13 protein-coding genes and 2 pseudogenes are annotated in these 25,364 nt (G+C 35.8%); 9 read left to right on the plus strand and 6 right to left on the minus strand.

Annotation, left to right across the window (positions count from 1 at the left end; genetic code table 11):
- Both AC1Q8N_RS19270 and map read right to left on the minus strand, forming a co-directional pair.
- A partial coding sequence (locus tag AC1Q8N_RS19270; RefSeq protein ID WP_493521320.1) for a SpaA isopeptide-forming pilin-related protein occupies nt 1–8,793 on the minus strand: 8,793 nt, incomplete at its 3' end.
- 722 nt (nt 8,794–9,515) lie between these two features.
- Complete coding sequence (gene map, locus AC1Q8N_RS19275; RefSeq protein ID WP_002096176.1) at nt 9,516–10,310, minus strand: type I methionyl aminopeptidase; 795 nt, start codon at nt 10,308–10,310, stop codon at nt 9,516–9,518.
- A gap of 157 nt (nt 10,311–10,467) precedes the next feature.
- Here map and AC1Q8N_RS19280 point away from each other — a divergent pair, with 157 nt between their 5' ends.
- Genes AC1Q8N_RS19280 through AC1Q8N_RS19295 form a run of 4 tightly spaced genes read left to right on the plus strand, consistent with a single transcriptional unit; the run spans nt 10,468 to nt 13,831 of the window.
- Nucleotides 10,468–11,370, plus strand: coding sequence for an ABC transporter ATP-binding protein (locus tag AC1Q8N_RS19280; RefSeq protein ID WP_048542728.1), 903 nt, complete (start codon nt 10,468–10,470; stop codon nt 11,368–11,370).
- A complete protein-coding gene (locus AC1Q8N_RS19285; RefSeq protein ID WP_048542727.1) occupies nt 11,367–12,101 on the plus strand; it encodes an ABC transporter permease in 735 nt (244 codons plus the stop codon). Before AC1Q8N_RS19280 ends, AC1Q8N_RS19285 begins: the two co-directional genes overlap by 4 nt.
- Entirely contained in the window at nt 12,102–13,232 is a 1,131-nt protein-coding gene (locus tag AC1Q8N_RS19290) for a sensor histidine kinase (protein WP_048542724.1), read from the plus strand.
- Nucleotides 13,229–13,831 carry a response regulator transcription factor gene (locus tag AC1Q8N_RS19295; RefSeq protein WP_404519931.1) on the plus strand — a complete coding sequence of 201 codons (603 nt, stop codon included), beginning with the start codon at nt 13,229–13,231 and terminating at the stop codon, nt 13,829–13,831. The genes AC1Q8N_RS19290 and AC1Q8N_RS19295 overlap by 4 nt, the downstream gene beginning before the upstream one ends.
- Before the next feature lie 29 nt (nt 13,832–13,860).
- On the opposite strand, the pseudogene AC1Q8N_RS19300 reads toward AC1Q8N_RS19295, so the two are convergent.
- Nucleotides 13,861–14,407: pseudogene (locus AC1Q8N_RS19300) on the minus strand (M4 family metallopeptidase); the annotation flags it as partial.
- A gap of 168 nt (nt 14,408–14,575) precedes the next feature.
- On the opposite strand from AC1Q8N_RS19300, the gene plcR reads away from it, so the two are divergent.
- Nucleotides 14,576–15,433 (plus strand): transcriptional regulator PlcR, encoded by an 858-nt coding sequence (gene plcR / locus AC1Q8N_RS19305; RefSeq protein WP_000542917.1) that lies wholly within the window; start codon nt 14,576–14,578, stop codon nt 15,431–15,433.
- 87 nt (nt 15,434–15,520) lie between these two features.
- The gene (locus tag AC1Q8N_RS19310) at nt 15,521–15,667 is read left to right on the plus strand and encodes a quorum-sensing peptide PapR (RefSeq protein ID WP_000734732.1); all 147 of its coding nucleotides are present in this window, start codon (nt 15,521–15,523) and stop codon (nt 15,665–15,667) included.
- Nucleotides 15,668–15,683: 16 nt separating this feature from the next.
- Here AC1Q8N_RS19310 and AC1Q8N_RS19315 read toward each other — a convergent pair whose 3' ends face one another.
- The 3 genes from AC1Q8N_RS19315 to cls form a co-directional block, all read right to left on the minus strand.
- Nucleotides 15,684–18,362 carry a DUF4084 domain-containing protein gene (locus AC1Q8N_RS19315; protein WP_098577205.1) on the minus strand — a complete coding sequence of 893 codons (2,679 nt, stop codon included), beginning with the start codon at nt 18,360–18,362 and terminating at the stop codon, nt 15,684–15,686.
- A gap of 128 nt (nt 18,363–18,490) precedes the next feature.
- A complete protein-coding gene (gene uvsE / locus AC1Q8N_RS19320; protein WP_048542874.1) occupies nt 18,491–19,444 on the minus strand; it encodes a UV DNA damage repair endonuclease UvsE in 954 nt (317 codons plus the stop codon).
- Nucleotides 19,445–19,476: 32 nt separating this feature from the next.
- A complete protein-coding gene (gene cls, locus AC1Q8N_RS19325; RefSeq protein WP_098075917.1) occupies nt 19,477–20,670 on the minus strand; it encodes a cardiolipin synthase in 1,194 nt (397 codons plus the stop codon).
- Between the two features lie 353 nt (nt 20,671–21,023).
- Between cls and AC1Q8N_RS19330 the strand changes: the two genes are divergently transcribed.
- The 3 genes and pseudogenes from AC1Q8N_RS19330 (at nt 21,024) to AC1Q8N_RS19340 (ending at nt 25,335) form a co-directional block, all read left to right on the plus strand.
- Nucleotides 21,024–23,135 (plus strand): (Fe-S)-binding protein, encoded by a 2,112-nt coding sequence (locus AC1Q8N_RS19330; protein ID WP_493521321.1) that lies wholly within the window; start codon nt 21,024–21,026, stop codon nt 23,133–23,135.
- Nucleotides 23,136–23,144: 9 nt separating this feature from the next.
- Nucleotides 23,145–24,427 (plus strand): annotated as a pseudogene (locus AC1Q8N_RS19335) (acetyl-CoA C-acetyltransferase).
- A 56-nt stretch (nt 24,428–24,483) separates the two neighbouring features.
- Complete coding sequence (locus tag AC1Q8N_RS19340; protein ID WP_048542712.1) at nt 24,484–25,335, plus strand: 3-hydroxybutyryl-CoA dehydrogenase; 852 nt, start codon at nt 24,484–24,486, stop codon at nt 25,333–25,335.
- The last annotated feature ends 29 nt before the right edge of the window (nt 25,336–25,364 follow it).

The raw sequence follows: 25,364 nt of genomic DNA on the forward strand, positions 1-25,364 counted from the left end.
ATCGACTTTAGTTAATTCAACAGCGCCCTTCGTTAAGCTATTCGTAGCGGTAACAGAAGCTTTAGTCGTTTGACTCTTTTCAACAGTAAACTTGATAGGATTTTGATTTAAGTCGTAATGAGTAGGAGCCTTCGTTTCAATAAACTGATAGTCTCCCGGACGTAAATCAGAAACAGAAACTTTTCCATCTTTATCAGTAGTTAAATCAGAACGAACGTTGTGCCCGTTCATATCGACGATTTTAAATACTGCATCTTTAAGGACAGAACCGTCAACGTCATCCACTTTAGAAAGTTCAACAGCGCCTTTCGTTAAGCTATTCGTAGCAGTAACGGAAGCGATTTTTTCTTGTCCTTTTTTAACTGTGAACTTAATAGGTGTTTCGTTTAAGTCATAGTGATTAGGAGCTTTTGTTTCGATAAACTCATAGTCTCCTGGTGGTAATTCATCCACAACTAAACGGCCGTTTTTATCAGTAGTTAAATCAGTACGGACGTCGTGTCCATCCTTATTAACAATTTTAAATACCGCACCTTCAAGTGTTGTGTTTTCTTCAACATCGTCAACTTTAATTAACTCCACACTACCTTTCGTTAAGCTGTTCGTAGCTGTAACGAAGACATGTTTTGTTTGACTTCTTTCAATTGTGAACTTAATCGGCTCTTCATTTAAGTCATAATGTTTCGGAGCTTTCGTTTCAATAAACTGATAGTCTCCAGGTTGTAAGTCTTTAGCGATGATTTTTCCGTCTTTATTGGTAACTAAATTCGTACGAATGTCGTTACCGTTCATATCAGTAATTTTAAATACCGCACCTTCCAGCGTTTCTTTCGCATCTAGAGAGTCAACTTTCGTTAATTCCACGCCACCTTTAGTTAAGCCATTTTTAGCAGTAACGGAAACGTGAGCTGGTTGGCTTTTCTCAATAGTGAAAGAAATCGGTGTTTTATTTAAATCATAATCTTTAGGAGCTTTCGTTTCAACGAATTGATAATCTCCTGGTCGTAAATTAGAAGCAGAAACTTTCCCGTCTTTATCAGTAGTTAAATTCGTGCGAACAACTTTACCTTTCGCATCAATGATGTTAAATACTGCATCAGAAAGTTTTGTATCTGGATTTATATCATCCACTTTAATTAATTCAACAGCACCTTCAATTAAGCTGTTACTAGCAGTGACTTGTAGTTTCTCTGCTTGGCTTTTCTTAATTGTAAATTTAAGCGGTGTACTGTCTAATTTGTAGTGTTCAGGAGCTTTTATTTCAATAAACTGATAGTCCCCTGGACGTAAATCGGGAACAGAGATTTTTCCATCTTTAACAGTAGTTAAGTCAGTACGAACATCATTGTTTTTGTCATCAACAATTTTAAATACTGCACCTTCAAGAGCTGTACCGTCGATATCATCCACTTTAGAAAGCTCTACCGCACCTTTTGTTAAACTATTTTTAGCAGTAACAGAAATCGGTTCAGCTTGTCCTTTTTCAATAGTAAAAGGAATTGGTTCTTTATTTAAATCGTAGTGTTTCGGAGCTTTCGTCTCGATAAATTGATAATCACCCGGACGTAAGTCAGAAACGCTAATTTTACCTTGTGAATTTGTAGTAAGATTCTTGCGGATTACAGTCCCATTCATATCAACAATGTTGAATACTGCGCCTTCAAGAGTAGTACCATCGACGTCGTCCACTTTAGTAAGTTCAACGCCGCCTTTTGTTAAACTATTTTTCATAGTAACAGTAGCAATATCTTTTTGGCTTTTTTCAACTGTAACTACAATTGGTTTTTTGTCTAAATCATAATGTTTCGGAGCCGTTGTTTCGATAAATTGATACGTACCAGGACGTAAATTTTCAACAACGATTTTTCCTTCACTGTTCGTTTTTAAATCTGTTTTAAGCACTTTCCCGTTTTGGTCTAGTAAATTAAATACCGCATCAGAAAGTTTCATTTGATCGTTTAGATCATCTACTTTAAGTAGTTCGATACTACCCGGTTGTAAGCTATTTTTAGCAGTTAAAGTAATAGCCTTCTTCTGTCCTTTTTCAATAGTGAAATGGATTGGTGTTTCATCTAAAACATAATGCTTAGGAGCTTTCGTTTCGATGAATTGGTAATCACCCGGACGTAGGTCGTCGATTTCGATTTTCCCTTTACTATTTGTAACAAGATCTTTATGAATTACAGTACCCTTCATATCAACAATGTTAAATACTGCGCCTTCAAGTTTAGTGCCATCGATGTCATCTACTTTAGAAAGTTCCACTGCACCTTTTGTTAGAGCGTTTTTAGCCGTAACATGAAGCGTTTCAGTTTGGCTTTTCTTAATTGTAAATTCGATCGGTTTTTTATTTAAATCGTAATGTTCAGGAGCAACTGTTTCAATAAACTTATACGTACCAGGACGTAGATTTTCAACAACAATTTTTCCTTCAGCATTTGTTTTTAAGCCTTCTTCAACTATCTCTCCATCTGCATCTAATAAATTAAATACAGCATTAGCGAGCTTCGTATCAGTATCAATATCGTCAATTTTTGTTAATTCCACGCTACCTTTTTTCAACATATTTTTACCTGTAACAGTAATTTTTTCCGTTTGACTTCTTTCAATTGTAAATGGAATCGCTGTTTCGTCTAACACATAATGTTCAGGAGCCTGAGTTTCAATAAATTGATAGTCTCCAGGGCGTAAGTCAGAAACCGAAATTTCGCCTTTGTCGTCTGTAACAAGGTTTGTGCGAACTTCGTTACCCTTCATATCAACAATTTTAAATACAGCACCTTTCAGCATTGTACGATCGATGTCATCAATTTTCGTTAATGTGACTGCACCTTTCTTTAAGCTGTTAGTAGCGGTAACGTTAATATTTTCTTTTTGACTTTTTCCGATGGTGAACGGAATAGGATCGTTGCTTAACGTATAGTCTTTTGGAGCTTTTACTTCAATAAATTGATAGTCACCTGGGCGTAAATCAGAAGCAGAAACTTTACCATGTTCATCAGTAGTTAATCCTTTACGAACCACCTTTGTCGTATCATGAGCATCAACAATGATAAATTCTGCACCTTCAAGAGTAACACCATCAATGTCATCAACTTTTGTTAAAGTAACGCCACCTGTAAGTAAACTGTTTGTTACAGTGACAGGGAATGGAAGATCATCCTTGCTACCTTTTTTAATCGTGAACTTAATCGGTGTTTGATCTAATTTATAATGTTCAGGGGCTTCTGTTTCAATAAATTGATAATCCCCTGGTGCTAAATCAGGAATAACTAGTACTCCATAATCATCTGTTTTTAAATCTTTCATAATGTCAGTGCCAGTTGCGTCTTGTAATTTGAATACAGCGCCAGCAAGAGCTATTTTGCTATCCACATCATCTTCTTTAATAAGTTTAACTTTTCCTTTCGTTAAACTATTTTTAAATGTAAGTGGAAGAAGTTTTTGTTGTCCTTTTTGGATTGTAAATTCAATAGGTTCTACATTTACATCGTAATAAGTTGGAGCCTTTGTTTCGATAAGTTTATAGTTACCGGGACGTAAGTCATCTACGACTAGTATTCCTTTACTATTCGTAACAAGTTCCGTACGAACATCTTCATTCGTATCTCTATTAACGATTTTAAATACAGCACCTTCAAGTGTTTCTTTTTCATCTGCGGCATTTACTTTTGTTAATTCAATACCGCCTTTTGTTAAGCTGTTTTTAGCAGTAACAGTAGCCGACGTTGTTTGACTTTCTGTAATCGTGAACTTGATTGGCTTTGTATTTTTATCGTAATACTTCGGTGCTGTTACTTCGATAAATTTATAATCGCCAGGGCGTAAGCCAGTAGCGATAGCTTTACCATCCGCACCAGTTTTCACATTTTCGCGAATGACTTTCTTTTCATCGTTAGCATCAACAATTTTAAATACAGCACCTTCAAGAGCTGTACCATCGATATCATCAACTTTTGTTAATTCAACATCTCCTGGTTTTAAAGCATTTTCAGCTTTCACAAGTAGAGTTTCTTTTTGACTTCTATCGATTTTAAATGGAATCGGTGTCTCGTCTAGTACATAATGCTCAGGAGCCTTTGTTTCAATAAACTTATAGTTACCAGGGCGTAACTTATCAGCTTTTGTTTTTCCATCAGCATCTGTAGTTAAGTCAGTACGAACGTCATTATTATTTAAATCGACAATTTTAAATACGGCACCTTCTAGAGGTTTTTTATCACCAAATTCATCAACTTTTAATAATTCGACTTCGCCTGTTTTTAAACTGTTTGTTGCCGTAACAGTAGCAAAAGACTGTTGGCTTTTATCGATTGTAAACTCAATAGGGTTTGCATTTAACACATAATCCTTAGGAGCTTCCGTTTCAATAAATTTATACGTGCCAGGCTCTAAGTCTTTAACAGTTACTTTACCATCTGCACCAGTTTTTACATTTTCGCGAATGACTTTCTTTTCATCATTAGCATCAACAATTTTAAATACAGCACCTGCAAGAGTAGTTTTATCATCGATATCATCAGTTTTTGTTAAAATGACGCCACCTTTAATGAGGTGATTCGTTGCTGTAACAGTAACTGCTTTCTTTTGACTTTTGACAATTGTAAACTCAATTGGTTTTTTATCTATGTCATAGTGTTCAGGTGCTTTTTCTTCAACAAATTGATAGTCTCCAGGACGTAAATCTTTTGCTTCGATTTGTCCTTGATCATTTGTCGTTAATTTTCTATAGCCAGGGATTATTTTGTTATTTCGGTCTCTTACACTGAACTCCGCGCCTGCTAAAGTTTTTCCATCTTTATCGACTTTTGTTAAAATGGCCGATCCTGGAATCAAACTGTTTGTTGCAGTTCGGTTTATTACTGTTGTTTGATCTTCCTCGATTTTAACCTCAATCAGTCGATCATCTAATTTATAATGTTCAGGAGCCTTTGTTTCTTTTAAGTAGTACGTTCCTGGTTTTAAATTATCTACAGTAATTTGTCCTTTGTCATTTGTTGTTAATTCTTTATGTTCAGGAATGACTTGTTTGTTTTGATCTAGTAAAGAGAAAACAGCATGTTCAAGTTTTTCCCTACTCTTAGCATCAGTCTTTGTAAGTACTACTTTCCCGACAAACTTCTTATTTGTAAGGGTATATTTTGTAATTTCGTCAGAACCTAGCTCAACAAGTATACCTTCTCTTAATTCTTTACTAATTACATAACCTTTAGGAGCTTTCGTTTCTTTAATCATATATTTATCGCGTCGTAAGTTGTTAAACTTAGCGACACCGTCATCATCTGTTGTAATTGGTCGAATAGCGGTTGTACCTGTTTGATCATATAAAGTAAATTCTGCTCCGGCTAATGGCACTTTTTGATCTTTATCATCAACCTTTATAATTTGAAGGCTTCCGCGTCCTTTACTAGCAGAACCACCTCCAGATCCAGAAGATACTTTAACTTCAACGAACTTAACATCTTCCACTTTCGTTAATGTTAAACGATGACCAGTAATCGTCGCTTTATTACTTACCCTTTCATTATGGTCTGCATTAATGAGTGAGCGGTATTCTAAAATATAAGCTTGATCAATGGTATGAAGGAATTCAACTTTAAACTGTTGTTTCCCCGTATCGTTGTCTGTTATTACTTTGAGTTTATAGTCTGTTCCTTCTTTTAATTCATTTGCTGTATCTTTTGTTAAAGTTCCATCTACGGCTACCGTTGTCGGATATAGATGGAATGACTTTTCATCTAGCATTTGATTGTCTGTCGGCTCATCTGTTACGACAGCATTTTCAATAGTTGACTGACTGGCATTAATAGAAACACTCCAATCAATATACTTGTCATTTTGTTTCGCTGTTTTCGTAACACCGCTACCACCGTTTGTAATCTCAAATGCACCATGGATAGTAGTAACAGTTTTCGATCCATCTTTTAAATCGGCATAATTATCGTAGCGCTTATTAATTTGTTCACCTGCAAGTGAAGTTTTAAAGCTAATATGGTAAGCCGTTTTAATTTCATTTTTAAAATGAATCGTTAATGTATTGTTATTATCTTTTGTTGGAGTTTCTATCGTATATTCGCTAGATGGAACAGGATCACCTACTTCAAATCCATGTGCACCACCAGTTAATTTCATATGTCGAACTTCAATAGATTCCGGTATTAATTTTTGGTTATCTCTTAATACATCAACGATAGAAGGGTCCTTAATCGTCATATTATTATAGTTAAAACCTATGTCCCATTTAATTTCTTTCGTTTGGGCATTGTAAGAACCGTATTTAAAGCCGTTTCCTTTTGTATAACCGTCAGGATTGAATGTATCATCGGATGAACTCTTTTTATTGTCACCATTTACATCTTTCCATGATAAATTTGCTGTATTTTTGAACGATTTATTATCCTTCTCTTTGGATAGATTCTCGTAATTAAAGTCTGTTGTGTATGTGATAGTTAAAGTTTTATCCATATTAGACTTGTAAATACCAGCTAGTTTCACTTCGAATCCTTTATCGGTTACATGAAGTGTGTAGTCATGCCCTAATTTAAGTTCATTTGATCCGTCAGTAATCTTGAAACTATTTTCCTGTAACGTTAGACCACCAAAGTCAAACGTATCTTTGATAACAGCATCGTTTAACACGTAGTTGTTATCATTTACAATAATTGTCCATTTTGTTGTTTTCGCATTGTAATCTGTATCGCCTGCATTTTTATTATGTTTCTTTATGATGTTTTGTTGTTGTAATGTAACTTTGTTTGTTTTACTTGAACCACCATCTGCAATAATTTTATTTTCGATTTCGCCATCTGCGATGACATCACCCGCGGCCTTTGATGTGTAAGTAATTACGTAGGCACTATCAATATCAGTAGTAAACTGTAAATCAAATCCCTCAGTCGTTTCTTTTACTGTGAAGTTTGTAGCATCGTCACCAGTGACAATTTGTCCACTATCATTATAAGAAGCGTTTTTTACAACGATAGAACTTTGATCAATTTTATGATCCTTATCTAGAATATCTTTTAAAAGAGCAGCCTCTTTTTTGATTTTTCTTTGGTCACCGTTGTAAGTGATTGTCCATTCAATTGTTTGTGTTTTTGGGTTGTACTTACTAGTTTTCTCTAGATGTGTCCCACGTGAAACAGTTACAGTGGCATTTGCTGATACACTATTTTGATTATCACTAGTTACTTTTGCGTTGTTTTTGAAAGTTGTAACACTTTCATCTGTAATCTTTGTCGCATATTCAATTTCATATGCTTTATTCGTTTCTTTTTTAAAGGCGATATTTAATTTATCAGAGGATGAAGTAAGTTCATATTCTTCCTTAGGAACTTCTGCTCCCCGAGTTGTCTTCCCGTTAATATCTACCTCTAAATAATAAACCTTAATAGAATCTTCATTGAGACTCGCTCCATTTGGAATGTTATCTTGAAAGACTGCATTTGTAAGCTTATCTTTTGTCTTGTTCATTTCTACTTTCCAATTAATTTGATTCGTATTAATTGGTCTATCAGGTACACCTTTTTTATCTATAGATTGTGTTACTTTAGGTTTGAAATCAAGTTCGATAATAACGTCTTTTTCTTTAATAGGGAATGGGATTTGTTTTTCGGTAGTCCCTGTAATTTTTACTTCATTAAACTCCGTACGAATGTTTAAATGTCCAGCTATATCAGGATGATCTTCAACATATTCGTTAAAAGTCATCGTTACTTTGCCATCTGGCGTAACAACGAACGATCCAATCGTATGTCCTTTTCCATCTATTAAATCTTGTGTAATTGTATTGTGGACAATAAAGTATTCTGGGAGTTGGAAAGTAAAGTAATCACCTTCTTTGACGTTCAGCGATTTCAAGACTTCCCATGTAAAATCGATTTGGGTAATAGAATTTGGATCTGGACGATTATCCGTATCATTAAATGGCTTACCGTCTTTATCCGTTAATGTGACACCTGTTAAAATATTTTCTGTAATTTGCTTAGGTGATGGATCTGGATTCTCAACGGGCTGTTCTGTTGTTTTATCATCAGGATTCTCCGTAGGCTGCTCTGCATCACCGTTCTTTTGCTCTACCACAGGTTGTTGAGCATCGCCATTCTTTTGCTCTACCACAGGTTGTTGAGCATCGCCATTCTTTTGCTCTACCGCAGGTTGTTGAGCATTGCCGTTCTTTTGCTCTACCGCAGGTTGCTGAGCATCACTATTCTTTTGCTCTTCCATAGGTTGTTGGGCCGTATCCTTATTCGTAGTAGGGGAAGCTGGGTTATCTACTTGAACAGGGACTGAAATAGACTTAGCTGTTATACCTAGAGGGAATGAGAGTTGAACAGATTTTGCACCAGGTTTTAAATCAGGATTGAATACTGTATCAAAATTGATTTTTCCGTTAGCGCCTTTGGAATCTTTTACTTGATTGTTAAATACTAGTCTCATTTTGTTATCGTTTGCTGTAACAAAATATTGACCAATAATTTGCTGATCTGCCATCAGATTTCCTTGTTGATTATTTTTAACTTTTAATGCGTTAGGTATTTGGAACACTGCTGAGTCTGTTTGATGATCTTTTATTGACCAAGCATATTCTAGGTGAATGTTTGATCCTACTTGTATTAAGTTTTTAGGATTTGTTGCTTCGTCAATAATCTGATTCGTTGCATCTTTCATTTCAACAGTGTCAAATAATGAATTGCCTGTTAATGTTTCCGCTTTTACTTGATTGTATGGAAAACTAGCAAGCTGCGAAAATAGTACGAATACAATTAAACATATATTGAAAAGTTTTTTCATTGTGCCTCCTTTATGAATCCTTCTATTGTATAGAAATGCTTTGTGAAGGGATTATTTGTCATGGATCAATAGGACTTACGTTATGCCTCCTTTACTACGTATACTCTCTAGAGAAAATATTCATATTCAATGCTTTGTAACGTAAAACAAATGTATATTTTAATAATATAGAGAATGAATATACAAATTTCGACAAAAAATGTCGAATGAAATACTGATAAGGAATGATATCAGACCTTTATAGAGTGTGACTTGTTATGTGGTTCTTTGTAAAATAGGTTCATACAAAAAATATGCAGTGAAATCCTTAACCTACTTTATATTGATTTGTATTCTTGCAATGTAAAAAGAGTCTTTATAAAGGTGAGTTTTACGATACATGCTAACCAAAATAATGTATCCTATTGTAAAAAAATCTTATTGAGGTAGTAATAAAATGTAGCTTGGATTTGGTCAGGATGAAGAAAATATGTACTGTCTAAAAGAGTATACAATTTGTAGATTAAAGCGAAGATAGCGTTTTATAATAAATAGAACGCATTACTTTAATCGATGCTATTAAATAAAAAAGAAGGTACTTCCTTGATCATCTTTTATTAGAGATAATCATCAATCACCTTCGTTAAAAATTATATACGTAAATGAAAAAGAGTTCAACCGTATTGCCTCTTTTCAAAAAAGTATGTAAAAAGAACCGCTTCCTACTAAGAAGCGGTTCTTTTTTATATTTCTGTTAAGATTATCGGCTCGCCGCGTGTTACGACAACTGTATGTTCACATTGTGCAACAAGGCTTTTATCAGGTGTAACAAATGTCCAACCATCATCGCCACGTTCGATAATGTGATCAGCCTTCATGGAAATGAATGGTTCTACAGCGATAACAAGACCGTCTTTTAGAAGCGCATTATCCATTGGGTCAAAGTAGCTTAAAATGTGGTTTGGTGCTTCGTGTAAGCTAAGACCAATACCGTGACCAGTTAAGTTTTGAATTACATTATATCCATTTTTATGTGCAAAGTTTGAAACAGCACGACCAATTTGGTTTTGTTTGGAACCAGCTTTCACCTTTTTCATTGCTGCCCAAAATGCATCAACCGCTGCTTGGCAAAGCTTTTCTTTTGCTTCATCTTCTCCAAGTACAAATGAAATACCTGTATCTGCATAATAGCCATCAAGTGCAGCAGATACGTCGACATTTACTAAGTCGCCTTCTTTTAATACGCGATCTCCTGGAATACCGTGAGCAACTTCTTCGTTTACACTGATGCAAGTTACACCTGGGAAATCATATTCTTTTTCAGGTGCAGAAATAGCACCATGCTCATCTAATACTTTTTTACCGATCAAATCAAGCTCTTTCGTTGTCATACCTGGCTTCGCTTCTTTTTTCATTTCTTCACGTGCAAGTGCAACGATGCGGCCGATTTTTCGTAAGCCTTCTAAATCTTGTTCATTACGAATAATCATGAAAACCACTGTCCTTCCTCGAATGTATATCTTACCCGATTGTATCATGTTTATTTTTGTCCTGCTACTAGCTTGCGGTATGTAGGTTGATTCCTCTCATAAGGAATACATGACAATTGTCATATTGATGTCATGACGCATCATACTGTTTCCTAAGTTTTCCAACACGTACAATGTAAATATAAGAAACAGCGGGGGTGGAGAGATGGAAAAGATTATAGAAGTAAATAGTGTTTCTAAAACATTTAAATATAAAAAGGCAGTAAATAACGTTTCATTTCATGTGAATAAAGGAGAAATAGTAGCACTACTTGGACCGAATGGTGCAGGAAAAACAACGACGATGTCGATGATGCTTGGATTAAAGGATCCGACGGAAGGAACTGTTTCTATATTTGGAAAGAGTCCCAAACATAGAGATGTTCGTAATAGCCTCGGTGCGATGTTACAAGAAGTAAGTGTCATTGATAGCATTACGGTGGAAGAGGCAATTGAGTTATTTCGTAGTTATTATACGAATCCGGTAGCGAAAGAAACGTTACTACAGTTATCAAATTTAGAATCAGAGCGAAAGCAAAGATGTGAGAAATTATCAGGTGGTCAAAAGAGAAGGTTAAATTTTGCGCTCGCACTTGCAGGAAATCCTGATTTGTTATTTTTAGATGAGCCGACAGTTGGAATGGATATTACGTCTCGAAGAACGTTTTGGGAAACAATTCGAAAGTTAGCAAGTGAAGGAAAAACAATTATTTTAACGACGCACTATTTAGAAGAAGCGGATGCATTGGCGAATCGTATTTTATTGTTTGCGAATGGAAAGATTATCGCAGATGGTACACCAGATGAGATGAAAGCGACGATTTCACGAAAAACAATCAAGTTTTATTCGAAGGAAAGTATTCCTGCAAAATTACTAAAAGAATTACCAAACGTAACCGAAGTACAGTCAAACGAAGGGCACTTTACTTTAATAACTGAAGATACAGATGAAACTTTAAAAGCAATTTATCAAAAGAACTTACCTGTAACAGATGTTTCAGTTGAACGTGGAAGTCTTGATGAAGCATTTGAACAGTTTGTCGCAAATCAGAAGGAGGAAATCGCATGAGAGCTTTATGGATGCAATGCAAAATAGAAATTTTACGTACATTTCGTAATAAATTATTTATCTTTTTCTCATTATTAATGCCAGTTATGTTTTATTACATTTTTACCAATGTTGTTCAAGTTCCACAAAATGGAGATGCATGGAAAGCACATTATTTAATTTCAATGGCGACGTTCAGTATTGTAGGTACAGCACTTTTTAGTTTCGGTGTAAGAATCTCTCAGGAAAAGGGGCAAGGGTGGACGCATTTATTAAAAATTACGCCACTTCCAGAGGGGGCATATATAACAGCTAAGATTATCTCTCAAACAGTAGTAAATGCTTTTTCAATCTTAGTGATCTTTATCGCAGGAATATTAATTAATCATGTTGAGTTAACTGTAGGGCAATGGATTGGTGCTGGATTATGGTTATTGTTAGGTGTGACACCATTTTTAGCATTAGGGACAGTAATAGGTTCTATTAAGAAAGCGGATGCGGCAGCAGGATTAGCAAACATTTTAAATATGTGTTTAGCAATTCTTGGTGGTCTATGGATGCCCATCGAAGTATTCCCGAAGATATTAAGAACGATTGGTGAATGGACGCCAACATATCATTTCGGAAGCGGTGCATGGGATATTGTAGCTGGGAAATCAGTTGGTTGGGAAAATATCGCGGTATTAGGAGGTTATTTCCTTATATTTGTTGTAATATCAATATATATAAGAAAAAGACAGGAAGCGGTATAAATGATAGAAAAGAAGAGGATTGAGATTTTTCCGAAACAGATGGGTTTCTTCCCGTATATGTGGCTTGTGTATCTGTTATTTCCAATTTACCATCTAGCACAAGCATCGGGATGGAAGCTTGTAATGGGGAGCGGTATGTTGATACTTTTTGTTATCACATACCGTCAACTTTATTTTGTTAATAAGACTTTCGTTTTATGGGCATGTATGCAAATGATACTCACACTGTTATTTGCTTTTTATTATAATGCCTTCATGATATTCTTTGGTTTTTTCACAGCAAGTGCGATAGGGTTTGCGCCAAATAAGAAAGAGTTTCGAGTGTTGTTAAGTTTGTTAGCTGTAATGCTTGGAATTTTTATATTTGTAAATATGAATGAAATATCAACTACAAGTTTAGTGAATATCGTTCCGATGTTTATTTTAATGCTTATTACACCATTCGGGATGCGCAACTTTAATCAAAAAAAGATATTAAGAAATCAATTAAACGAAGCGAATGAGCAAATTAAAGACTTAGTAAAACGTGAAGAAAGGCAGCGAATTGCAAGAGATCTTCATGATACGTTAGGGCACACGTTATCACTCATTACTTTAAAAAGCCAGCTCGTGGAGAAGTTAATTGTTAAAAATCCGGAGCGTGCAAGTGCGGAAGCAAAGGAAATTACACAAACATCTCGTACCGCTTTAAAGCAGCTAAGGGAACTAATTTCTGATATGCGTATGATTACAGTAGAAGAAGAGCTTGAGCAAATAAAAGCGATCTTACAAGCGGCTACTATTGAATTAGAAATAAAACAAGAAACGAGTGCAAGTTCGTTATCACCCATTGAACAAAATATTTTAGGAATGTGTTTACGTGAGGCTGTGACGAATGTTGTAAAGCATAGTAAGGCGACGCGTTGCACAGTTTCTGTACTAGAATCACAAGGTGAATTAATTTTGACAGTAGAAGATAATGGAGTTGGTTTAGCAGATCAAAACCATGATGGAAATGGCATTCGTGGTATGAAGGAGCGCATCGCTCTTATTGATGGGTTTGTTGAACTGGGTACGATCAATCCAGGGACACTATTAACAGTAAAAGTTCCAGTTGTTATTAGAACAGGAAAAGATGAGGTGAGGGCATGATTCGAATTATTATTGCAGAAGATCAGCGGATGCTTCGTGGTGCATTAGGGGCCTTACTTGATCTAGAAGATGATATTGAAGTAATTGGGCAAGCTGCGAACGGGGAAGAAGCGCTAAAACTAATTGAATCGCTACAACCTGATGTAAGCATTATGGATATTGAAATGCCAATTCAAACCGGATTAGATGTTGCGGAAACGTTAAAGAAAGAAAAATCAGAATGCAAAGTAATGATTTTAACAACATTTGCGCGCCCTGGATATTTTGAACGAGCAATGAAAGCTGGCGTGCACGGATACTTATTAAAAGATAGCCCAAGTGAAGATTTAGCTGCATCGATTCGTAATGTAATGAAAGGAAAGCGAGAGATCTCTCAAGATTTAATGTTCGGCTTATGGCAGGAGCAAAATCCGTTATCAGATCGTGAAAAAGAAGTATTGCAACTTGCGAAAGAAGGAAAGACGGCAAATGAAATTGCGAAGGTACTTTATCTTTCACCTGGTACAGTACGTAATTATATTTCTGAAGTATTAACGAAGCTCGATGCGAAAAATAGAATTGAGGCAATTACAATTGCGGAAGAAAAGGGATGGATATGAAAAGAAGTTTACCTACGAGTGGTAAACTTCTTTTTCTTATAAATAGGCATTTCAATAGAGAATTTCGTCACAGTCGCATCGCTCAGAATTTGAAGTATATCGTGTAATTTAGATTTTACTTCATTTTTCGACAAAAAATTTGTTATAGTAAGATTAGGTTGTTGGTCTAAATTTTGGACAACTTTACCACTAACAGTTGTAATTACTCCATTTTTATCTACTTTTACAATAAGATCTTGAGCATATACTTTATAATTTTTGTAAGTTTGTGCAAGGCGAACTTCGGTTTGATTTTCTTTTGTTTCTTTATCTGTAGGCTGGGAATCTACATTCATTTCAGTTGTCACTCACTCTTGTTGAGCTTTAGCCTCATTTATCTTACCCTTTAAATAATTTTTTGCCATATATTTTTGTATCATTTTGAGGTTTTGTTAATTTTTAAATCGTTAAACTAGGCTGAGCGATTTCAACTTTTACTTCATTTCTATCTAGTTCTTGGGTGTAAATAGCTTCTGCTGATAAAGGATAAAGAAGACCGAATGTAACGAAAGCACGGGCAAATTTTCTATAATTTATCTATAAAATTACTAGTCTATTATATTATGTGAGATGGATTGTATGAAAAATTTGCCGAATTTTATATATATTATGCATTATTTCATATCAAAAATTGTCGAATTCACATTATTGTAGTGGTATGACAACTCAAAAAATTAGATTGTTATAATGGGATGGTGAGTAAGTATGCACGCAGAAAAATTAGGAAGCGAAATAAAGAAAATTAGGGTAATGAGGGGATTAACACAAAAACAGTTATCCGATAACATATGTCATCAATCGGAAGTGAGCCGAATTGAATCGGGCGCAGTATACCCAAGTATGGATATATTGCAAGGTATTGCAGCAAAGTTACAAGTTCCCATTATTCATTTTTATGAGGTACTCATTTATTCGAATATTGAGAGAAAAAAACAGTTTAAAGATCAAGTCATTATGCTGTGTAAGCAAAAAAAATATAAAGAGATTTATAATAGAGTATGGAATGAGCTAAAAAAGGAAGAATATCATCCTGAATTCCAACAGTTTCTTCAATGGCAATATCATGTAGCAGCTTACATATTGAAGAAAATCGATTACGAATATTGTATTTTAGAATTAAAAAAACTGTTAAACCAACAATTAGCTGGAATAGATGTATACCAAAATCTCTATATAGAGAATGCAATTGCAAATATTTATGCTGAAAATAATTATTTTAAGAAAAGTATTGAGTTATTTGAAGATATATTAAAACAATTAGAGACATTGCATGATAATGAAGAATTCGACGTGAAGGTAAGATATAATCATGCAAAAGCATTATACTTAGACGAGCAATATGAAGGGTCACTTTATCAAGTAAATAAGGCAATTGAAATATCATGCCGAATTAATAGTATGGCATTAATTGGACAGTTATATTATCAAAGGGGCGAATGCCTAGGAAAATTGGGGTATGATGAGGCAGAGATTGAAGATGCATATAAAAAGGCAAGTTTCTTTTTTGATATATTAGAGATGCATGCATATAAAGAAGCGCTCGCAGATAAAATCAGCAGATAAATAACCCAAAAAATGGATATGCATAATTGCATAGGATATGGATAAAATTTCATGATATATTAAAATAAAAAATGTGGGTGATGGAATATGAAGAAACTACTTATTGGTAGCCTATTAACGTTAGCAATGGCATGGGGTATTTCATTAGGTGATACAGCATTAGAGAAAAGCCAAGTAATTTCTCATAATGATCAAGAGGTACAATTAGCAGGAGATCTACCTTTTGAATATTAAAAAACAACCGTCTTACTTAGACGGTTGTTTTTTTGTGGAGTAACCTCCAAACATCTTTACTAGAAACAGGCTTGCTAATAAGGAATCCTTGAATGTGGTCACAGTTTTGTTCATATAAAAACTTCCATTGTTCTTCCGTCTCTACACCTTCTGCAATAACTTCTAAATTTAGTTCTTTAGATAGTGTAATGATGGAGGAGATAATCGCTTCCTCTAAAGGGCTATTTGTAATTCCGCAAATAAACTCTCGAGCAATTTTTAATGTATTGATTGGGTATTTTGTTAAATAAGCTAAAGAGCTATAGCCAGTTCCAAAGTCATCAATTGAAATTTGAATACCGAGATTTTGAAGCTGTTCTAGTTTTGCAACTACAGATTGATTTTGATTAATGGCGATACTTTCTGTAATTTCGATATCTAGTGCTTCTGATTTTAGTTCGGTTTCTTCTAACACCTTTGAAATAGTAGGGATTAAATCTGTATGGTTAAATTGAACAACAGATAAATTTACACCAACTTTCAAGTGAGAAAAACCTTGATTATGCCATCTTTTTGCCTCTAAGCAAGCGGTACGTAAAATCCAATTTCCAAGTTCAATAATAAATCCTGTTTCCTCCGCTAGCGGAATGAATTGAGCAGGAGACACGATGCCGAGTTTTGGGTGCTTCCAACGAATTAATGCTTCAAAACCGATAATTTGTTTTGTTTTCGTGCTTACTTGTGGCTGATATTCAAGGAAAAATTCATTTTGTTGTAATGCTTTTGCAAGTTCGCCTTCTAAGAATTGAATTTCATTTTGGGCGATACTCATTTCTTTTGAGAAGAAAACAAATCTGTTTTTCCCATTTGCTTTCGCGCGATACATAGCCATATCGGCATTTTTCATTAATTCAGTAACATCGGTTCCGTAATCAGGATACATGGCAATACCGATACTCGGTGTAATAGATAGTTCTTCGTCTTTAATGAAGAATGGTTTGTTTAAAATGGTTAAAATTTGGTCAGCTATAAAAGCAGCACTTTTTTCTGAGTACATATCTGGTAATAGAATTGTAAACTCATCTCCGCCTTGGCGAGCAACGATATCCTTCGAACGCAAGCAACTGCGTAACCTTTTTGCTACTTCAATTAATAATAGATCTCCGACGTCGTGACCAAGTCTATCGTTAATTTTTTTGAATCGATCTAAATCAAGGAACATGACGGCAACATCATTTGCGCTAGTTTGAGCTATATTTAAAATGTTCTTTAAATCTTTTTCAAACTTTCGGCGATTTGGTAATCCAGTCAGTGCATCATGAAAGGCTAAATGTTCTACTTGTTTTTGTTTTTCATATAAAGTTGTAATATCACGTGCTATGCCGAACATCCCAACAACTTCTTTGTTTATGAAAGTAGGGATGAGTGTAACGTGAAGGTAATAGTAGTAGCCTTCTTTTTCTTTTGTGCGAACTTCTAAAGTTTGTGGTCTACCTTCTTTTGTTATTTGTAAAGCTTTCTTTAGTAGATCATGGTCTTTTGAGTCAATAAAGTGTAGAAGAGAATAGCTTTCTACTTCACAATAGTAGGCAGTAAATAAGCTTTCACAAGCTGTATTAGATTGTTGGAAAATACCATCCATATTTAAAGAGAAAACGGCATCAGGATGATCTTCGAATAATGATTTATAGCGTTGTTCACTCTTTGATAACGCAGATGCACCCTCTTCTACTTTGCCTTCTAGTTGTGTAGTCAACTGTTCATATGTATCGATTAGTGCTTGATTATCTTTCCACATGTAAAGTTGTCGTAGGAATAATAAGATGAGTGATAATACTAGACCGATTAGCATGAACTTATCATCCCAAGGTTGAATAAGAATAAAGGAAAAAGTAATGATTATACTGAAATAGGGTAATATAAAGCGCACATAATCAAATCGATAATACTTTGTTTTCGTTTCATGCTGCATTGGTTTGTCCAAAATGTATAGTATGGAAGATAAACCAATTAATAAAATTGAAGCAGTATGTACTAAATAAGAGACTTCAGAAGAAGTTTTCATCCCCATGTTTAGTTGGAACAGATGTATATACCCGTACACAAGTATGATAGTAAAACCGATAATTAATGAAATTCTGCTAGCAGAATATTGTTCTCGTCTATATAGGCTAATAACGGCGTAAATTACTAATGCTTGTGCAATAAAGTATCCAATTAAAACCCAGTGATCTATTGTTAACATACGAAAGCTTGAGAGGTCCAAAATAAAAGTTAAGGTAAAATAAATATTCATAATAACAATAAAGATGCTATCGAATGAAAATTGAGCAAGGCCTCTAATAGAGTAATGTTTTATGAATTTGATAGCAAACCCAGAAAAGAGCAAAATATATTGTATGATGAAAAAGGGCAATGCCTTATATGAGAATATGACTTGATCATATATAGAAAGTGAATGAAGGAATAAAGTTATTTCCATAGTTAGTCCGCATATGCAAGTGCAGAGTAATAAAACCCAAAATAATTTATCACTACGCTTCATTTTCTTAATAGCTTTATATAAGCAATAGCAAGAAAAGAGTGCAGCAAAACAAAATAAGAAGAGAATTCCAATTTCTTTTATATTCAAGTCCTTAGGGATAAGGAATATCCAAAGGGAAAATATAATTATATACATCGTGACAAAGTGTACATATTTTTTTTGATTAATCATATTATGGCTCCGTTTCAATAAAGTTGAATCGCAGGTGGAAAATGCTAATTCCAATCATAGCATATACAATAGGTTGTTTTTTACTATAAAAATTACTTTTTTTGAAAAAAATAGCTCAACATTACAATTTACCATTGTAATGTTGAGCTATTTACTCTTTTTATCCCTCTTATAGAGGACAATTCATGTATTAATTGCAGCATTGCTAAATCTTTCTGTTTACTTTCAATCATAATATCGAAATTATGGTTGATTTTTTTTGCAATGTGTAAGAAAGGCTTAATAAACTCTAAATCAATATATTCAGAGTGAGCCCTAAATTCTTTTTTTGATTTAGGGGAGGAAATGTGAACTTTAGGAGGGACATTTGTATGTGACCAAGTTTCAAAAATTGCAGGGAGTAATACTTCTAGCGGTTCTTCGCAAAGGTTTGCCATGTGATGATGATAATCAAATACGAATGGAATCTTTTCTTTTTGGCAAATCGATAAAGTTTCAGCAGTTGTATATGTTTTATCATCATTTTCAAGCGTCATTTGCTCTTTTATATGTGCAGGAAGTTTTTTTATGTTTTCATGGAAACGTCCAACCGCCTGTTCTTTATTTCCATAGGCACCACCTACATGGATGTTAATATAAGAAGAATCTGCAATTCCTATTGCATCTAATATTTTATAATGATAGGCCATATCTGTAATAGCGTTAGTTGTAATATGTGGCTTGTCGCTTGTAAATAGCGTAAATTGATTTGGATGAAAACTTACTCGTAAATTGTGTTCTTTAATTAATGCCCCAATTTTACGCCAAAGCGGTGTAAATGCCCCGATATAATCAAACTCGACTTCGGGATGCGTTGCAAGTGGGACGATGGAAGAAGATAAGCGATATAATGGAATTTCATGCGCTATATTGTAATGAAGAATACGTATTGTATGCTCGAGATTTTGCCGTGTAACATCGTATAATTTATCTTCTCGTTCTTGTTTATTAAGCTTTTGAAAGCTTGTAAATGTCATCGTTTTAGCCGGAGAACAGTCCCAGAGTGCCATTGCATGCGAGACATATCCGAAACGCATAATCATAATGAATACATCTCCTTTATCCATTATCTTTCCTATAGAAAGAAAGCAAGTATCGTTCCTACCCATTCTTTTCCCCTATCAATAAGAGAATGCGGGCTAACATCTTTAAAGGAAAGTAATGACGCATTTTCTAGATCTTCATGGAATTTGTTTTTTACTGTTTGTATAAAATGTTTATCATATAAAAGGCAGTTGATTTCATGGTTAATATATAAACTTCTCATATCAAAGTTTGCAGTTCCAATATCACAAATATAATCATCGACTATAATAACTTTAGCGTGAAAAAAACCTTGTTGAAATGCGTAAATATTACACCCAGCTTGTATTAACTTTCGGCAATATGGGAATTTTGCTTCGCGAACAAGGGCGTGATCCGCTTTTTCTGGAACGAGAACCGTGATTTGGACCCCACGTTTTCGCGCTTTTAATAATGCATTCATAATTTTCTTCCCAGGAATGAAATATGGTGTACCGATAAAGAGTTCTTTTTCCGCACTTTCGATTAAATGTAAAAATGTATTTTGCAAATAGGCACCATCAGTAGGGATAAAACGATGTAGAATGATTCCTGGTTGTTGCTTAGGAAAATAAAGAGGTGAATCTAATAAATTTTGGTTCGTATCGTCGAGCCAATCATGTAAAAATTGCTTTTGTAAATCTTGTATTCCTTCTCCTGTAAGGCGTAAATGATAATCGCGCCATAATCCTAATTTTTGATTATGCCCTAAATATTCTTCTCCAATATTAAACCCACCAATATAACCAATTTTCCCGTCAATAACTGTAATTTTTCTATGGTTTCTTTGATTTGCAGAAAAGAACGGAAAAGGAAATTTCACTTTATGACAAAATGAAAAAGAGACGCCGTGTTTTTGTAGGGAACGAATTGCCTCGTTTGATAAATAATGGCTTCCCAATCGATCGAGTAAAAGTCTTACTTTAATTCCTTCCTGTGCCTTATCGATAAGTAACTTTAAAAATTCACGACTGATTTTATCGTTTTTTACAATGAAGAATAAAACGTGCACATGGTGCTTTGCTTGTTGTATATCAGTAAATAAAGCATCATATAAATCTTGCCCGTATGTATAAAGGTGAAAATTACTTTGACGTAAAGGGAAAGTACGAGAGCGCACACGCTTTAAATGAAGAATCCTCCCATATAAAAGGTCAATTGTGATCCAAAGAGTAACGCATATTAACAAGAGAGATAAGAAGAACATAAGTGAATTCCCTCCTTTGCATTCTTTTCGCCTTCATTTTACTGGCTGCCCGGAAAAACCCGATTGGCTTCACCTTATCCCATATTAAGGGGCGGTAAGCCTCCTACTTAAAAATTAGGCTTACTTAAAGGAATCAGGCGAGAGGAAACAACCCCCTACGAATTAAAGTTTCACTTTATAGTTTCACCGAAATAAACAGCTTTATTAAAAAATATGTTGTTGTATAACAAAAAACTGTTGACTGAATGCTCACTCATTATATAATGAAGACAGGGGATAAAATTCAGAAAATTATATGTTTTTGAAGATTCTAAAAAAGAAAGAGGGCTTACAAAGAGAGGGGTAGCATAAAAATGAATAGCTTACTGATCATTAATTGGCTGGCTGCCATTGCTGTTATTGCTTATGCGGGATATTTGTTTGTGTATCTTATACGGACGAGGATGGCCTACATACAGTTAGGAAAAAAGATTGAATTTGACCGTCGTTTTAAAGAGCGTTGGGATCTCCTTAAGGTCAATGTTTTCGGTCAGAAAAAGCTGCTGAAAGATAAGAAGAGCGGCATTATTCACGTTATGTTCTTTTACGGATTTATTCTTGTCCAATTTGGAGCAATTGACTTCGTTTGGAAAGGACTCGCACCAGGATCACATCTTCCACTTGGACCACTATATCCTGCATTTACATTCTTCCAGGAAATTGTCACACTTGTTATTTTAATTGCAGTCTTTTGGGCTTTTCATAGACGTTATGTTGAGAAGCTAGTTCGTTTAAAACGTAATTTCAAATCAGGCCTTGTTCTTATCTTTATTGGTGGCTTAATGATTTCTGTGCTACTTGGTAATGGGATGGGAATTATATGGCACGGCGAGGAGCTTTCATGGAGTGAACCAATCGCTTCTGCAATCGCTTACGTTTTCTCGGGAATAAATGAAACCGCAGCCATTTCTGTGTTCTATTTCTCTTGGTGGGTGCATCTACTAATTTTGTTAACGTTTTTAGTGTATGTTCCACAATCAAAACACGCGCATTTAATTGCGGGACCAGTTAACGTTTTCTTCGGACGTCTTTCAAATCCAGGGAAACTTGAAAAGATTGACTTTGAAGATGAAACGCAAGAAACATTTGGTGTTGGTAAAATCGAAGACTTTAGACAAAATCAGCTTATTGATTTATACGCTTGCGTAGAGTGTGGTCGCTGTACAAATATGTGCCCGGCAACAGGGACAGGGAAAATGTTATCGCCGATGGATTTAATTTTAAAACTTCGCGATCATTTAACTGATAAAGGAGCAGCAGTGACATCAAAAGCACCGTGGGTTCCAGTAGTTGCTTTTAATAATACACAAGGAAATCAGTTAGCGATGATGGCAGCTGGGAAAGGGCAACAAGAATCAGCAGCTACAACGCTTGCTTACGATCCGAGTTTAATCGGAGATGTTATTACAGAGGAAGAGATTTGGGCTTGTACAACGTGCCGTAACTGTGAAGATCAGTGTCCGGTTATGAATGAGCATGTTGACAAAATTATTGATTTACGCCGCTATCTCGTTCTAACAGAAGGAAAGATGGACGCGGAAGCGCAGCGTGCGATGACAAATATCGAGCGTCAAGGGAATCCGTGGGGACTGAACCGTAAAGAGCGTGAAACTTGGCGCCAAGGTGATGATGAAGTAACGGTTCCAACTGTAAAAGAAAAATCGAAAGCTGGCGAGGAGTTCGAATATTTATTCTGGGTTGGTTCAATGGGATCATATGATAATCGTAGTCAGAAGATTGCGATATCGTTTGCGAAGTTAATGAACGAAGCAGGCATTTCATTCGCGATACTTGGTAATAAAGAAAAGAATTCTGGAGATACACCGCGACGTCTTGGAAATGAATTTGTCTTCCAAGAAATGGCGACAAAGAATATCGAGGAATTTGAAAAAGCAAGGGTGAAGAAAATCGTTACGATTGATCCTCACGCTTATAACACATTTAAAAATGAGTATCCAGACTTTGGCTTGCAAGCAGAAGTCTATCATCATACAGAATTGTTAGCTCAGTGGTTGAAAGAAGGGCGCTTAAAACCTGTTCACGCTATTGAGGAAACAGTTACGTACCATGATTCCTGTTACTTAGGAAGATACAACGAAGTATACGAAGCGCCACGCGATATTTTGAAAGCAATTCCTGGTGTGAATCTTGTAGAAATGGCACGTAACCGTGAAACCGGAATGTGCTGTGGCGCAGGTGGTGGCTTAATGTGGATGGAAGAGACGGCAGGTTCACGTATTAACGTTGCTCGTACAGAACAAGCACTAGCTGTAGAGCCATCCATTATCGGTACAGGTTGTCCATATTGCTTAACGATGATTAGCGATGGGACGAAAGCGAAAGAAGTAGAAGAGAAGGTTCAAACTCTTGATGTAACAGAGATTTTAGAACGCTCTGTTATCGGACAGAAGAAAGAAGCGATGTAATCTGCAAGCATGAATACAACTTTAGAGAGAGGTGCAATCGTTGCACCTCTTCTCAACGTAAGAACACCGAGCGAGCGCTCGGTGCTAAAAAAGAGATGGGGGAAATTGATATGAGTAAAACAGTTATTTTAAGTGCTGCAAGAACACCGGTTGGGAAATTTGGAGGATCTTTAAAAGACGTGAAGGCGACAGAACTTGGGGGAATTGCAATTAAAGCAGCGCTTGAGAGAGCAAATGTTTCTGCTAGTGATGTTGAGGAAGTTATATTTGGAACGGTTATTCAAGGGGGGCAGGGGCAAATTCCATCGCGCCAAGCTGCGAGGGCTGCTGGAATCCCTTGGGAAGTACAGACGGAAACGGTGAATAAAGTTTGTGCATCAGGGCTTCGTGCGGTTACGTTAGCGGATCAAATTATTCGTACTGGCGATCAATCACTAATTGTAGCTGGCGGTATGGAGTCGATGAGTAACAGTCCTTACATTTTACGAGGTGCAAGATGGGGATACAGAATGGGGAACAACGAAATCATCGATTTAAACGTTGCTGACGGCTTGACATGCGCATTTTCAGGTACACACATGGGTGTTTATGGCGGAGAAGTTGCGAAGGAAGATGGAATCTCTCGCGAAGCGCAAGATGAATGGGCATATCGTAGCCATCAGCGTGCGGTTTCAGCGCATAAAGAAGGACGTTTTGAAGAGGAAATCGTGCCAGTAACGATTCCGCAAAGAAAAGGCGATCCTATTGTCGTTGCAAAAGATGAGGCGCCACGCGCGGATACAACGATTGAAAAATTAGCGAAATTAAAACCTGTATTTGATAAGACGTCGGCAGTGACAGCGGGTAATGCTCCTGGACTAAATGATGGCGGTGCTGCGCTCGTATTAATGAGCGAAGACAGAGCAAAGCAAGAAGGAAGAAAGCCATTAGCGACAATTTTGGCACATACAGCAATTGCAGTGGAGTCTAAAGATTTCCCAAGAACGCCAGGTTATGCAATTAACGAATTGTTGAAAAAAACAGGCAAGACAATTGAAGATATCGATTTATTCGAGATTAATGAAGCATTTGCAGCGGTAGCAATTGCAAGTACAGAGATTGCAGGAATTGACCCAGATAAATTGAATGTAAACGGCGGCGCAGTGGCAATGGGACATCCAATTGGAGCAAGTGGAGCGCGTATTATCGTTACACTTATCCACGCACTGAAGCAGCGCGGCGGTGGAATTGGAATTGCTTCTATTTGTAGCGGTGGCGGTCAAGGTGACGCAATTATGATTGAAGTTTGTTAATTTACGTGTAGGTGATTTTTGATTTATTAACATTTTATATTAAGGGGGAAGAAAGAATGGGTGTGCAAAAAATAGTTGTAATTGGTGCAGGACAAATGGGTTCGGGAATCGCACAAGTATGTGCAATGGCAGGATATGATGTGAAGGTACAAGATTTAAAACAAGAGCAATTAGACAGAGGATTGGCTATTATTACGAAAAACTTAGCGCGTCAAGTAGAAAAAGGGCGCATGAAGGAAGAAGAAAAGGAAGCGACGTTAAATCGCCTTACAGTAACGCTTGATTTAGATTGTGTGAAGGAAGCGGATCTTGTTATTGAAGCGGCTGTTGAGAAAATGGAAATTAAAAAGAAAATTTTCGCCAATCTAGATGAAATCGCTCCAGAACACGCAATTTTAGCGACGAATACGTCCTCTCTACCAATTACTGAAATTGCAGCAGTAACGAAACGCCCAGAAAAAGTAATTGGCATGCATTTTATGAATCCAGTTCCAGTTATGAAACTTGTTGAAATTATTCGTGGTTTAGCTACAGATGATGAGGTGTATGAAACAATTGAAGATATTACGAAAAAAATCGGGAAAGTGCCAGTTGAAGTAAATGATTTCCCAGGATTTGTATCGAACCGTATTTTATTACCGATGATTAACGAAGCGATCTATACGTTATATGAAGGTGTAGCGACGAAAGAAGCGATTGATGAAGTAATGAAACTAGGTATGAATCATCCGATGGGACCACTTACATTAGCTGATTTTATCGGTTTAGATACATGTTTATACATTATGGAAGTGTTGCATGAAGGATTAGGAGATAGTAAATATCGCCCATGTCCATTATTACGCAAGTATGTGAACGCAGGATGGTTAGGACGTAAAACAGGCCGTGGTTTCTACGTTTACGAATAAAGTCCTCCTTTTATTAAAATAGTGGTCTT

Source organism: Bacillus sp. GW823-FHT06B01, from assembly GCF_058952315.1.